This is a genomic window from Lentibacillus sp. L22 (assembly GCF_040812445.1).
Lineage (GTDB): Bacteria > Bacillota > Bacilli > Bacillales > Amphibacillaceae > Lentibacillus_C > Lentibacillus_C daqui.
In genome coordinates this window covers 26,244-39,870 of record NZ_JBFNXI010000009.1, presented here as the reverse complement: position 1 = coordinate 39,870, position 13,627 = coordinate 26,244, and the positions used below count along the sequence as shown (strand labels likewise).

General features: G+C 41.1%; 14 protein-coding genes. All 14 read left to right on the top strand.

Going from position 1 to position 13,627, the window contains the following annotated elements; genetic code table 11:
* Nucleotides 1-10 precede the first annotated feature (10 nt).
* The 14 genes from dnaK (at nucleotide 11) to ABRT01_RS06415 (ending at nucleotide 13,512) form a co-directional block, all read left to right on the top strand.
* The gene (dnaK, locus tag ABRT01_RS06480; RefSeq protein ID WP_269412154.1) at nucleotides 11-1,849 is read left to right on the top strand and encodes a molecular chaperone DnaK; all 1,839 of its coding nucleotides are present in this window, start codon (nucleotides 11-13) and stop codon (nucleotides 1,847-1,849) included.
* A gap of 174 nt (nucleotides 1,850-2,023) precedes the next feature.
* Nucleotides 2,024-3,148: a molecular chaperone DnaJ gene (gene dnaJ, locus ABRT01_RS06475; protein WP_367746610.1), complete on the top strand. Its 1,125-nt coding sequence runs from the start codon at nucleotides 2,024-2,026 to the stop codon at nucleotides 3,146-3,148.
* A 127-nt stretch (nucleotides 3,149-3,275) separates the two neighbouring features.
* Entirely contained in the window at nucleotides 3,276-4,211 is a 936-nt protein-coding gene (gene prmA, locus ABRT01_RS06470) for a 50S ribosomal protein L11 methyltransferase (RefSeq protein ID WP_269412156.1), read from the top strand.
* A gap of 26 nt (nucleotides 4,212-4,237) precedes the next feature.
* The gene (locus ABRT01_RS06465) at nucleotides 4,238-4,996 is read left to right on the top strand and encodes a 16S rRNA (uracil(1498)-N(3))-methyltransferase (RefSeq protein ID WP_367746683.1); all 759 of its coding nucleotides are present in this window, start codon (nucleotides 4,238-4,240) and stop codon (nucleotides 4,994-4,996) included.
* Nucleotides 4,996-6,351, top strand: coding sequence for a tRNA (N(6)-L-threonylcarbamoyladenosine(37)-C(2))-methylthiotransferase MtaB (gene mtaB, locus ABRT01_RS06460; RefSeq protein ID WP_367746608.1), 1,356 nt, complete (start codon nucleotides 4,996-4,998; stop codon nucleotides 6,349-6,351). The genes ABRT01_RS06465 and mtaB overlap by 1 nt, the downstream gene beginning before the upstream one ends.
* A 26-nt stretch (nucleotides 6,352-6,377) precedes the next feature.
* The gene (gene deoC, locus ABRT01_RS06455; protein WP_367746607.1) at nucleotides 6,378-7,037 is read left to right on the top strand and encodes a deoxyribose-phosphate aldolase; all 660 of its coding nucleotides are present in this window, start codon (nucleotides 6,378-6,380) and stop codon (nucleotides 7,035-7,037) included.
* A 177-nt stretch (nucleotides 7,038-7,214) separates the two neighbouring features.
* Nucleotides 7,215-7,391 carry a 30S ribosomal protein S21 gene (rpsU, locus tag ABRT01_RS06450; protein WP_018931586.1) on the top strand — a complete coding sequence of 59 codons (177 nt, stop codon included), beginning with the start codon at nucleotides 7,215-7,217 and terminating at the stop codon, nucleotides 7,389-7,391.
* 15 nt (nucleotides 7,392-7,406) lie between these two features.
* Nucleotides 7,407-7,853, top strand: coding sequence for a GatB/YqeY domain-containing protein (locus tag ABRT01_RS06445; RefSeq protein ID WP_367746605.1), 447 nt, complete (start codon nucleotides 7,407-7,409; stop codon nucleotides 7,851-7,853).
* Nucleotides 7,854-8,059: 206 nt separating this feature from the next.
* Nucleotides 8,060-9,391 (top strand): NfeD family protein, encoded by a 1,332-nt coding sequence (locus tag ABRT01_RS06440; RefSeq protein WP_483101562.1) that lies wholly within the window; start codon nucleotides 8,060-8,062, stop codon nucleotides 9,389-9,391.
* Between the two features lie 27 nt (nucleotides 9,392-9,418).
* A complete protein-coding gene (gene floA / locus ABRT01_RS06435; protein WP_367746604.1) occupies nucleotides 9,419-10,414 on the top strand; it encodes a flotillin-like protein FloA in 996 nt (331 codons plus the stop codon).
* Between the two features lie 29 nt (nucleotides 10,415-10,443).
* Complete coding sequence (locus tag ABRT01_RS06430) at nucleotides 10,444-10,908, top strand: hypothetical protein (protein WP_367746603.1); 465 nt, start codon at nucleotides 10,444-10,446, stop codon at nucleotides 10,906-10,908.
* Nucleotides 10,909-11,012: 104 nt separating this feature from the next.
* Entirely contained in the window at nucleotides 11,013-11,291 is a 279-nt protein-coding gene (gene yqfC / locus ABRT01_RS06425) for a sporulation protein YqfC (RefSeq protein WP_439649442.1), read from the top strand.
* A 32-nt stretch (nucleotides 11,292-11,323) separates the two neighbouring features.
* Nucleotides 11,324-12,550 (top strand): sporulation protein YqfD, encoded by a 1,227-nt coding sequence (yqfD, locus tag ABRT01_RS06420; protein ID WP_269412162.1) that lies wholly within the window; start codon nucleotides 11,324-11,326, stop codon nucleotides 12,548-12,550.
* A gap of 2 nt (nucleotides 12,551-12,552) precedes the next feature.
* Entirely contained in the window at nucleotides 12,553-13,512 is a 960-nt protein-coding gene (locus tag ABRT01_RS06415; RefSeq protein ID WP_367746602.1) for a PhoH family protein, read from the top strand.
* Nucleotides 13,513-13,627 lie beyond the last annotated feature (115 nt).

The following is a 13,627-nucleotide window of genomic DNA, read 5'->3' as shown; positions in this document are numbered from 1 at the left end:
GAAATCGATTATGAGCAAAATAATCGGAATTGACTTAGGAACAACCAATTCATGTGTATCAGTAATGGAAGGCAAAGAAGCAGTCGTGATTCCTAATCCTGAAGGAAACCGGACAACTCCTTCTGTTGTAGCCTTTAAAAATGGGGAACGCCAGGTTGGTGAAGTAGCTAAACGTCAAGCGATTACCAACCCAAACACTATTCAATCGATCAAACGTCATATGGGTACAGATTATAAGGTGAAAATTGACGATAAAGATTATACACCACAGGAAGTATCGGCTATTATCCTGCAGCATATTAAATCATATGCTGAAGATTATTTGGGCGAAACTGTTGATAAAGCGGTTATCACTGTACCTGCCTATTTTAATGATGCAGAACGTCAAGCTACAAAGGACGCTGGTAAAATTGCCGGTCTGGAAGTAGAACGAATTATTAATGAACCAACTGCTGCTGCTTTGGCATATGGTATTGACAAAGATGATCAGGATCAAACTATCCTTGTCTATGACTTGGGCGGGGGTACATTTGACGTGTCCATCCTGGATATCGGTGATGGTACATTTGAAGTTGTGGCAACAGCTGGAGACAACCGTCTTGGCGGAGATGATTTTGACAAAGTTATCATTGATCATCTGGTACAAGAATTCAAAAAAGAAAATGGCATTGATCTATCCAAAGACAAAATGGCCATGCAACGTTTGAAAGATGCAGCCGAGAAAGCGAAAAAGGAATTGTCAGGTGTAACGCAAACACAAATTTCCCTGCCATTTATTACAGCAGGAGATGCTGGTCCATTGCATTTGGAAATGAGCTTGTCCCGCGCGAAATTTGATGAATTATCATCTGATTTGGTTGAGCGCACCATGATACCAACCAGAAAAGCGCTAAGAGATGCCGACCTTTCCGCTAGTGATATTCATAAAGTTATCCTTGTTGGTGGTTCAACACGTATTCCAGCGGTTCAGGAAGCCATCAAACGGGAAACCGGTAAAGAACCATCAAAAGGCGTGAACCCTGATGAAGTGGTTGCTCTTGGTGCAGCAATTCAAGGTGGCGTACTTCAAGGTGACGTAAAAGATGTACTGTTATTAGATGTTACTCCATTATCATTAGGGATCGAAACAATGGGTGGCGTATTCACTAAATTAATCGAGCGTAATACTACCATTCCAACCAGTCATTCACAAGTATTCTCTACTGCTGCCGATAATCAAACAGCGGTTGATATCCATGTCCTGCAGGGTGAGCGGGAAATGGCACAAGACAACAAAACACTTGGCCGCTTCCAATTGACTGATATTCCACCTGCACCAAGAGGGGTACCGCAAATTGAAGTATCCTTTGACATCGATGCGAACGGGATTGTTAATGTCCGGGCGAAGGATATGGGGACAAACAAAGAGCAGTCGATTACAATTAAATCCTCATCTGGTCTGTCTGATGAGGAAGTCGATCGGATGGTTAAAGAAGCGGAAGAAAACGCAGAAGCGGACAAAAAACGCCGGGAAGAAGTGGATATCCGCAATGAAGCAGACCAGTTAATCTTTACGACGGATAAAACAATCAAAGACCTTGGTGATAAAGTATCTGATGACGAGAAGCAAAAAGCGGAAACTGCCAAAGACGAATTGAAAAAAGCAATAGAATCTGATGATATCGACCAAATCAAGGAAAAGAAAGATGCTCTGCAAGAACAGGTGCAACAGTTATCAGTCAAATTGTACGAACAAATGCAACAAGATCAACAACAGGCTGGTCAAGGTCAGGAAGAAAGTCAAAAATCCGATGACGATGTCGTTGATGCTGACTATAAAGAAGTAGACGACGATGAAGATAAGAAATAAGTGAAAAGAGGGAGCTCGATGGTTCCATATCCTGAACCTCGAATGAGAGCTAACCCAGACCCAGGAAAAGTCAAAGTCAGGATCCGTGGCTTTGACTTTTCTTATTTGCTATTATCTTGCAGTTGATGGTAAGATAAAACCTATGCAAGAAGTGATTCGGGGAGTGATTAACAAGTGAGTAAGCGTGATTATTATGACGTGTTAGGTGTAAGTAAAGACGCTTCAAAAGATGATATTAAAAAAGCCTACCGCAAATTGGCGAGAAAATATCACCCTGATGTGAACAAAGAAGAGGGTGCTGCGGATAAATTTAAGGAAGTTAAAGAAGCATATGAAGTTTTAAATGATGAGCAAAAACGGGCACAGTATGATCAGTTTGGCCACGCTGGTGCACAGAGTCAAGGATTCGGCGGGTTTGGCGGTGCACAGGACTTCGGTGGCTTTGGTGATATTTTTGACATGTTCTTTGGTGGTGGCGGTCGCAGTCGTGACCCGAATGCCCCACAACAAGGTGCGGACTTACAGTATACGATAACACTTGATTTTGAAGAAGCTATTTTCGGAAAAGAAACTGATATTCGCATTCCAAAAGATGAGACATGTGAAACTTGCCATGGATCGGGGGCAAAGCCTGGTACAAAAACTGAAACGTGTTCACATTGTCACGGTTCCGGCCAATTGAACACGGAACAAACTACACCATTTGGTAAGGTAGTAAATCGCCGGGTTTGTCATTATTGTAATGGAACAGGTAAAATTATTCCTGAAAAATGCCGTACCTGTGGTGGTAAAGGTACAGTAAAAAAACAGAAGAAAATTCATATATCGATTCCGGCTGGTATTGATGAGGGACAGCAAATCCGTGTAGCCGGAAAAGGCGAACCTGGCGTTAATGGTGGCCCTGCCGGTGATCTTTACGTCGTTGTCCGGGTTAAAGCCCATGAGTTCTTTGAGCGCGAAGGCGACCATATTTTTTGTGAACTACCCGTAACCTTTACACAGGCGGCGCTTGGGGACGAAGTGGAAGTTCCAACCGTTCATGGTAAAGTGATGCTGAAAATCCCAGCGGGTACGCAAACAGGTAAAACGTTCCGGCTCAAAGGAAAGGGAGCGCCCAATGTTCGCGGCTACGGATACGGTGATCAGCATGTTAAAGTCCGCATCGTTACACCACAAAAGTTAACCGACCGCCAGAAAGAACTGCTTCGTGAATTTAACGAGATTGGTGGAAATGATGCAACAGAGGAACAAGATGACTCTTTCTTTCAACGTTTTAAAAAAGCCTTTAAAGGTGATTAATCATGTTTTTTAATGGTGCCCTGAAGACGGGTGCCATTTACATAGTAAAAAAAGAGAACACATGCAGATTATCTCTGGGATGCTTGGTGTCTGACAGCTGCATTTGTTCAAGAAATGGGTGGATGGATTGAAGTGGTCGGAAATATGTGTTCATACAACAAATGAAGCAATTGAACCAATATCGAACATTCTTCATGAAAACGGGGCAAGTGGTGTCGTGATTGAAGACCCACTGGACTTGGTAAAGGTGAAGGAAAATGAATTTGGGGAAATATACGAGTTGAATCCCGATGAATATCCTGAAGAAGGTGTATATATTAAAGCCTACTTACCCGTTAATAGCTTTATAGGTGATACGGTAGATGAAATCAAGCAAGCCATTAATAATTTACTGATCTATGATATAGATTTAGGTCGTAACCAGGTTACCTTAAGTGAGGTAAAAGAAGAAGAATGGGCAACCGCCTGGAAGAAATATTATAAGCCTGTTAAAATATCCAAAAGAATTACCATAACCCCGACATGGGAAGATTATCAGGCTGTATCCAGTGATGAATTAATCATTGAACTGGATCCTGGCATGGCATTTGGCACTGGTACACACCCGACAACGGTATTAAGTATGCAGGCCCTGGAACAATATATAAGTAACGGTGATCTGGTGATAGATGTTGGTTGTGGATCAGGAGTATTGAGTATAGCTTCCGTAAAACTTGGTGCAAATCAGGTATTTGCCTATGATTTGGATGAGGTTGCGGTAAAAAGTACAAAAATGAATGCCAAATTGAATAAACTTGATTCGCAGATCGAAACAAAGCAAAATAACTTGTTGGATCATGTTAATAAACAGGCAGATGTTATTGTTTCCAACATTCTAGCTGAAATTATTGTTCGGTTTATTCCTGACGCCTGGCGTAATTTAAAGGAAGGTGGCCTGTTTATTACATCGGGTATTATTCAACCAAAAAAACAAATGGTGAAGGATCAGTTAATAGACAATGGCTTTACGATATTGGAAATAAACGAGATGGAAGATTGGGTCTTGATTGTGGCGAAGAAGTAGATATGATGGAGAAGAAGGTGGTTTGCATGCAGCGTTATTTTATCCCCAAGAGCAATTGGCGGGATAATACGGTAATAATTACCGGTGATGATGTCCATCATATGTTAAGAGTGATGCGGTTTCGTGATGGCGATAAAATAATATGCAATCACCCGGATGGACAAGCAGCAATTTGTATAATCCACCCGCAAGATCATGATACAGTAGTAGCAGATATCATAGAATGGCTTGATGAATCTGCAGAGCTTCCTGTTCACGTAACCATTGCGCAGGGGCTGCCTAAAGGGGATAAGTTCGACCTGATTTTGCAAAAAGGCACAGAATTAGGCGCAGCTGGATTTATACCATTTCAATCTGAGCGTTCAATCGTTATATGGGACAAGAAAAAAGCTAAAAAAAAGTATCAGCGATTCGCAAAAATTGTGAAAGAAGCAAGCGAACAAAGCCATCGAAACCGAATTCCCGAAATTCATGCGCTAGTGAATATGAATGGACTTGTCGAATTAAGTCATCATTACGATGTGTTGCTTTTTCCGTTTGAAGAAGAAGCGAAAACGGATGATTACCAGTCGTTTGCCAACATCGTTAAGCAAATGGAACCCAACCAGCGTATTCTCGTTTGTATTGGCCCTGAAGGCGGTTTTTCAGATGGGGAAGCAGCGGTTTTAAAAACAAATGGTTTCTCTCCGGTTCGGTTAGGCCCGCGTATTTTACGGACAGAAACGGCTTCATTATATGTTTTAGCAAGTATGTCATATCATTTAGAAGAATTGGGGTGTAAATAATGCCAACAGTAGCCTTTCATACATTGGGCTGTAAAGTGAATCATTATGAAACAGAAGGAATTTGGAACATGTTTAAAGAAAACGGCTATGAACGGGTTGATTTTGATCGCCAATCAGACGTTTATGTCATTAACACATGTACCGTAACCAACACGGGTGACAAAAAAAGCAGACAGGTTATTCGTCGTGCCGTCAGAAAAAACCCTGAAGCGGTTGTATGTGTAACTGGTTGCTATGCACAAACATCACCAGGGGAAATTATGGAGATACCTGGGGTAGATGTCATAGTTGGCACACAAAACCGAAAAAAAATGATTGATTATATTGAGGAACATCAGAAAACGCGCGAACCGATAAATGGGGTAACCAACATCATGAAAAATCGTGTGTTTGAAGAAATGGATGTTCCGGCATTTACGGACAGAACGCGAGCATCGCTGAAAATTCAGGAAGGATGCAATAATTTCTGCACGTTCTGCATTATTCCATGGTCACGTGGTTTACTCCGTTCCCGGAAACCCGAAGATGTACTTCACCAGGCGCAACAGCTGGTTGACGCGGGGTATAAAGAGATTGTTTTAACTGGTATTCATACAGCCGGATACGGTGAGGACATGAACGATTATAATTTTGCCAAACTCTTACAGGAATTGGAGACGAAGGTAGATGGATTAAAACGAATCCGGATTTCTTCGATTGAGGCAAGTCAAATCACGGACGAGGTAATCAGTGTATTGGACAAGTCAAAGAAAATTGTCCGTCATCTGCACATTCCATTACAATCCGGATCTGATGCCGTGTTAAAACGGATGCGCCGGAAATATTCCAGTTCGTATTATAAGGAAAAAGTGGATAAAATTCGCAAAGCCTTACCAGGTCTAGCGATTACATCAGATGTTATTGTTGGCTTTCCAGGAGAAACAGAAGAGGAGTTTATGGAAACTTACGATTTTATTAAAGAAGTTGGTTATTCTGAACTGCATGTATTTCCTTTCTCCAGACGGACAGGGACACCTGCAGCCCGTATGCAGGATCAGGTTGATGAGGATGTTAAGAATGATCGGGTGCAGCGGATGATCGAATTATCCAATCAATTGGCAAAAGAATATGCTTCTGATTATGAGGATGAGGTCCTGGAAGTGATTCCTGAAGAACGTATGCCGGACAAAAATAATCCCGATTTGCTTGTCGGTTATACCGATAATTATCTGAAAGTGGTATTTACCGGCAGTCAGGATCTGATTGGTAAAATAGTACGGGTGAAGATAACAAAATCGGGATATCCGTATAATGAAGGCATGTTTGTCAGGGTAATGGATGATGCGACTAACCATCCAATTCGTGTGTCTTCTTAAGTTTTAAGGAAAGGAAGGATCATTTTATGGGAAAAGAATTGGCCAAATATATTGACCATACCCAATTAAAACCAGATACCACCGCAGAGAAAATGCAACAGGTTGTCGAGGAAGCACGCAAGTATCAATTTGCATCAGTTTGTGTCAACCCCTATTGGGTGCCGTATTGTTATGAACAACTGCGGGAGACAGACGTAAAAGTATGCACGGTGATTGGATTCCCATTGGGTGCAACAACAACTGAAACAAAGGTATTTGAAACGAAACAAGCTATACAAAATGGTGCGACGGAAGTGGACATGGTCATTAATATTGGTGAATTGAAGTCCAATCATGACCAGATTGTTAAACAAGATATCGAAGCGGTTGTTTCTGCTGCAAAAGGGAAAGCACTTGTCAAAGTTATTATCGAAACCGCATTACTAAATCACGATGAAAAGGTACGGGCATGTAACTTGGCAAAATCTGCAGGAGCCGATTTTGTCAAGACTTCCACCGGGTTTTCGGGTGGAGGAGCAACTATTGAGGATATTCAATTAATGCGGGAAACGGTCGGTACTGAAATGGGGGTCAAGGCTTCAGGTGGTGTGCGTGATGCTAAGACAACAAAGGCGATGATTTCTGCAGGAGCGACACGAATTGGTGCCAGTGCCGGAGTCGATATTATTGCTGAATCCGATGTTTGAAGGAAACGAAAAAGTTTTACCCCGATAAAATTGGTGAATGAGTTGACCTCTGGATTTGGTTATATTATAATTTAACAAGGCATGTATAAAGGGTATGTTAAATGATCTCTTAAGATTTACTTATGCAACATGTGCCTGTACAATCTGTTTTATGCTTCGGAGGGAGGGGAAATTAGCATGTCAAATACAACTCGCGTTCGTAAAAACGAGTCTCTCGAGGATGCTCTTCGTCGCTTTAAACGTAGTGTATCAAAAAGTGGTACACTCTCAGAATATCGCAAGCGTGAATTCTATGAAAAGCCAAGCGTTCGGCGTAAAAAGAAATCTGAAGCTGCTAGAAAGCGTAAGTTCTAAAGAGGGTGGCCAACCATGTCATTAATTGAACAGTTGAATCAGGATTTAAAACAAGCAATGAAGCAGAAAGATAAGGAGAAGCTAAGTGTTATCCGAATGATCAAAGCTTCATTACAAAATGAATCAATTAAACTTAGTAAAGATCAACTTTCTGAGGACGAAGAATTAACCATTTTGTCAAGAGAGTTAAAGCAACGAAAAGATTCCCTCCAAGAATTTAAATCAGCTGGACGCGATGATCTTGTTGGAAAACTTGAAACGGAAATTGAAATGATACAGGAATATATGCCTAAGCAGCTCTCGGATGATGAGCTTGAGGCAATCGTTCAATCGACAATTCAGGAAGTTAATGCAACATCAAAAAAAGATATGGGTAAAGTAATGAGCGCTATTATGCCGAAAGTAAAAGGCAAGGCAGATGGTGCAAAAGTGAACCAGCTTGTACAAAAACATTTAGGCTGATTATCTGTCATGATTTACAGAAATGAAAGGTCTTTGTCAAATTTAGACAAAGGCCTTTTTTTACGGAAGATGATTTAGTGATTTTCTCATTTTATCCATACCGAAGTCCCTAATACATGTGATACAATTTAAATAATATTCCTGAAACAAAATTGTGAGTGAATCGTAATAGTAAATGATGGTGGGAAAAAGGGGGGAGATAGGTTGTGACACAAAGCAGGCTGGTGTCATATTTGCTGATTGGTCTAGTTGCTATCTTTTTTTCCGTACCAGGTATGCAGACAGCCCAGGCACAAAAAGAAAATGGAAACGAAAAACTTGTTTATGTGATCCCCATTGAAAAGGAGGTAGAAAAGGGTCTGGCTTCTTTTTTGATCAGGGCTATTAAAGAGGCTGAAGAGGCTGAGGCCGACCACATTATCTTTGAAATTGATACACCTGGGGGTCGGGTCGATGCTGCGGGACAAATTGCCACTTTAATGCAGGACTTGAAAATACCGACAACTGCTTACATCGTCAATCAGGCGTTATCAGCCGGTTCCTATATTGCCTTGAATATGGACACCATTTATATGCGGCCACATGCTACAATGGGTGCAAGCGGTGTAATTAATGAAGATGGAACGGCTGCAGATAAAAAAGCGCAATCTGCATGGCTTTCGGCGATGAAAGGTGCAGCCGAATCAAAAGGTCGCGATCCGATTTATGCCAAGGCTATGGCTGATCCAGAGATAGATTTACCTGAGTATGGTGCTCCAAAGGGAGAATTTTTGACCCTCGATGCAAAAACAGCGGTCAACGTTAGTTATTCTGAAGGAATCGTCAAAAGTCGAACAAATTTGTTGCATGAACTTGACTTGACAAATGCAGCCGTTCAGGAAGTGACACCAACTTTCTCGGAGGAATTAGCCAGATTTTTGACAAATCCAGTCGTTGTTCCTATCTTACTGTCTATCGCAAGTATTGGACTGATTGTGGAATTGTATTCGCCGGGATTTGGGATACCAGGAATTATGGGGTTATTATCGCTTATCCTGTTCTTCTATGGCCACATTGTTGCAGGTCTGGCTGGTCATGAGGCAATTATTTTGCTTGTTTTGGGAATTATTTTAATTATCACGGAGTTTTTTGTCCCGGGTGGAATTGTCGGATTATTGGGTGTTGCTTCGATTCTCGGATCCTTATTTTTATCCGGCGAAGATCTTGGACATATGGCTTTAAGCGTTAGTATTGCATTGGCTGTTGCCATTGTTGTTTCCATTATTTTGTTTAAAATCATTGGACTTGAAAAAGGTTTCTTTCGGCATATTATTTTACGTGACCGGACCACGTCGGAACAAGGCTATGTATCCTCCACTAACAGGCTGGAATTAATTGGTTTAGAAGGGATTACGACTACACCATTACGACCATCCGGGGCAGCCATTTTTGATGACGAACGAATTGATGTCGTCTCGGAGGGTAGTTTTATCGAAAAAGATAAACCTGTTAAAGTTGTGATGGTAGAAGGAGTTCGTGTTGTAGTTAGAGAAATTTAGTTTTTCAATATTGGGAGGTAAGAGGAGATGGAATTAACACAAATTATGCCGATTATCATCATCGGTATCATCATCATTGCAATTGCGGTTCTTTTTACATTTATTCCAGTGATGCTTTGGATTAGTGCACTGGCGGCAGGTGTCAAGGTTGGCATCTTTACCCTGGTTGGAATGCGTTTGCGCAGAGTTGTGCCATCAAGAGTGATCAATCCGTTAATTAAAGCATATAAAGCTGGGTTAAATGTACAGACAAATCAGCTGGAAAGTCACTATCTGGCCGGTGGTAATGTTGATCGGGTGGTTAATGCCTTAATCGCTGCCCACCGTGCTAATATTCAATTGTCGTTTGAACGCTGTGCAGCAATTGATTTAGCTGGGCGCGATGTTCTGGAAGCTGTTCAAATGAGTGTTAATCCAAAGGTGATCGAGACCCCATTTATATCTGGGATTGCCATTGACGGGATTGAGGTAAAAGCAAAGGCAAGAATCACCGTGCGCGCCAATATTGACCGGCTTGTCGGTGGTGCCGGTGAAGAAACAGTTATCGCTCGTGTCGGGGAAGGAATTGTTAGTACAATTGGTAGCTCGGAAACGCATGCGAAAGTATTGGAGAACCCGGATTCGATTTCCCATAATGTGTTGAACCGCGGGCTTGATGCTGGTACTGCATTTGAAATTTTGTCCATTGATATGGCAGATATTGATATTGGTAAGAATATCGGTGCAATTCTGCAAACGGATCAGGCAGAAGCAGATAAAAATGTTGCCCAGGCAAAAGCGGAAGAACGCCGGGCCATGGCTGTTGCGCTTGAACAAGAAATGGTTGCCAACGTACAAGAAATGCGTGCAAAAGTTGTCGAGGCAGAAGCTGATGTTCCACGTGCACTTGCAGAAGCATTGCGCTCCGGCAATTTGGGAGTAATGGATTACATGAATTACAAAAACATTGATGCCGATACCGATATGCGTGATTCCATTGGAAAATTATCAAAAGATGACAGTGATGAAAACGATGAACAGTAATTTATCTGTCATGAAAAGAGGTGGCATACATGGAAGTGTTGCTTGTCATTCTGGCCATTATCAGCGGGGTTATTGGTCTTTTTAAAGATAAAAAAGGTCACCAAACAAATAAAAAGCCCAATCGGACACCAAAAACAGCATCGCCACCAACAAAACGGAATTACCGACAGCAACGGACTGAACCGGTATCTTCTGATCATTCGCCGGGATCAACGACGATTGTCATGCAAGAGCAGTTTGATTCGCAAATGCATGAGCTGGAACGGATGAAACGAAATGCTAGTAATGATGACGGTGGGGGTATTTACCTAAACTTGGAGGATGCATTAAAAAAATCCAAGCAATCTAATGAAAATAAATTGGCCATGAAAAATCAAATCAAGGATAATTTAAACCGTAAAGGATTGATTGATGGGATTATTATGGCGGAGGTTTTGGGACCGCCAAGAGCACGCAAAGCGTATCGCAATATCCCAACACAACGGAGAAAATAACGAAAAGCCTTCACTAAAAGTAGCAATTTACTTTTAATGAAGGCTTTTTTGTTCTTATCTTGCTTATTTTTTCATAAACATGATGGTGAGAGGGGGCTCTGTATGTGAAATGGTATAAAAAAATTACACCATGGCTAACAAATCATTTAGCACTCCCATCAGATGTCATTCTTGAACTTCCTAGAATAACAATGATTGGTCAAATACACGTTTATATTGAAAATCATCAAGGGCTCGCAGTTTATTCCGAGAACGAATTGAAATTAAAAACGAATAAAGGCTACATTCAAATTCTGGGATCATCATTTGTACTTAAAATGATGCTTCCGGAAGAAATATTGGTTGAAGGAACAATAGAAGAGGTGAAATTTATTCCAGCGTAAGGTTTTAAACTGTTGCTATGGAGGAGGAGACCATGAAACAAATCCAAGGACCATTTATAACCGGTTATGTAACAATAATGGTAAAAGGGAGCATGCCGGAGCTGTTCTTTCAACGCTGTGTGAAACGCGGGATATTGATTTGGGATATCGAAAAGGAGTCACAACAGGTTTGCAAAGGCAATATCAGGCTTCAGGATGTTCATTTAATCAAAGAAATTCGCCGGGGAACCGACTATAAAATATCATTTATCAGGAAAAAAGGGTCCCCATTCTTGTGGCGGCGGTTTTTGCGAAAACGGGAACTTGTTCTTGGCCTTATACTAAGTGTTTTGTTAATCTTTTTTCTATCGAATATTATTTGGGAAGTAAAGATAACCGGTGTGCCAAAAGATATTGAAAAGAAAATTGACAAGCAGCTGGATGCGTATGGCATTCATGCCGGGTCATGGAGTTTAACATTGAAACCAGCAAGTGTCATTCAGCAGAAATTGGTGAATGACATTCCTGAACTCCTTTGGGTTGGTGTGAACAAAAAGGGGACAACCTACTTTCTGGAAGGTGTTGAAAAGGCAATCGTAAAAGAAAAAGAGGTGAAAGGTCCGCGCAATTTGATCGCAACAAAAAAAGGCGTTATTAAAAATATGTTCGTTAAAAAAGGCCTTGGAAAGGTTCATGTGCATGATTATGTCGAACCCGGAGATCTGCTTGTGACAGGTGAGCTTGATTTTGAGACAGAAAACAACCCAAAACAGGAAGAAGACGATAAAAAAGCTAATAACAAGCTGATCGCTGCTGAAGGTGAGGTTATTGCCCAGACATGGTATAAGGTAAACGTTACCGTACCATTAAAAGCAAATGTGGAAATGCTTAGTGGTGATAGCAAGAAAAAATACTTTTTACGTTTTGGAGAAGTGAAACTACCGGTTTGGGGGTTTGGGGATCCGGATTATCAAGATATACATAAAGAGGAAACGGATAATCCAATTCAATTCCTCAAGTGGAAGCTTCCAGTTCATTTTGTGGAATCAACCTTAAACGAACAGAATTTTCACCAACTGAAGCGAACGAGGGAAGAAGCAGTAAAAATTGGCCTGAAACAAGGGGAAAATGAATTGCAGTTACGGCTGGGACCTGATGCAAAAATAACTTCACAAAAAATTTTGCATGAGTCAACAGAGAATGGTAAAGTTAAAATAACCTTATTCACTACAGTAGAAGAAAATATCGCCAAAGAAGAACCTATAAATCAAGGAGATTGAATATGGCAGAGAATCTGAGTACAGCGGACTTACAAATTAATAGTCCCAATGAGGCCTTGGCCTTGTTTGGTATAAATGACAAAAATTTAAAGCAAATTGAAGAGCAATTATCAGTATCTATTGTTACCAGGGGTGAACAAATTCGCGTATCTGGTGCCAGTGAAGATGTCGAATTGGTTAAGGAAATATTAATGACATTTCTATCAATTATTCGCAAGGGCCTGACGATTTCCGAACGTGATGTTGTTTATGCAGTGGAACTGGCCAGGGGTGGAAAGATTAATCAACTGGAGACTTTATTTGAAGATGAAATCACAAAAAATGTAAAGGGAAAATCCATCCGGGTTAAAACCTTAGGGCAAAAAAGTTATGTTGCTGCAATCAAATCCAATGACCTTGTATTTGGAATTGGTCCGGCGGGTACAGGGAAAACGTATCTGGCAGTAGTAATGGCTGTTCATGCACTAAAAAACGGCCAGGTCAAGCGGATTATCCTGACTCGGCCTGCTGTAGAGGCTGGGGAAAGTTTAGGTTTTCTGCCTGGAGATTTAAAAGAAAAGGTTGATCCCTATCTTCGTCCTTTATATGACGCATTACATGATGTTTTAGGTGCAGAACATACATTACGATTGATCGAACGGGATACAATTGAAATCGCTCCACTTGCTTATATGCGGGGAAGAACATTGGACGATGCATTTGTTATCCTGGATGAGGCGCAAAATACTACCCCGGAACAAATGAAGATGTTTCTTACACGGCTGGGGTTTGGTTCGAAAATGGTCATTACCGGGGATATTACACAAATTGATTTACCTAAAGGGGTTAAATCAGGTGTGCATGTGGCAAGTCAATTATTAGAAACTGTTAAAGGGATTTCTTTTGTGTATTTAAATCCGACTGATGTTGTACGGCACCCATTGGTACAGCGAATTATTGATGCATATGAACAAGTGAAATAATATTTTCGCAGATCCGGGAAAGTGGTTTTTATTTTCAATAGCTAAGGAGATATGAAAATTTAGACTCTCTTCTGCTTATGTCAGAATAGGCAAGGGCTAAAGAAAACCTGAAATT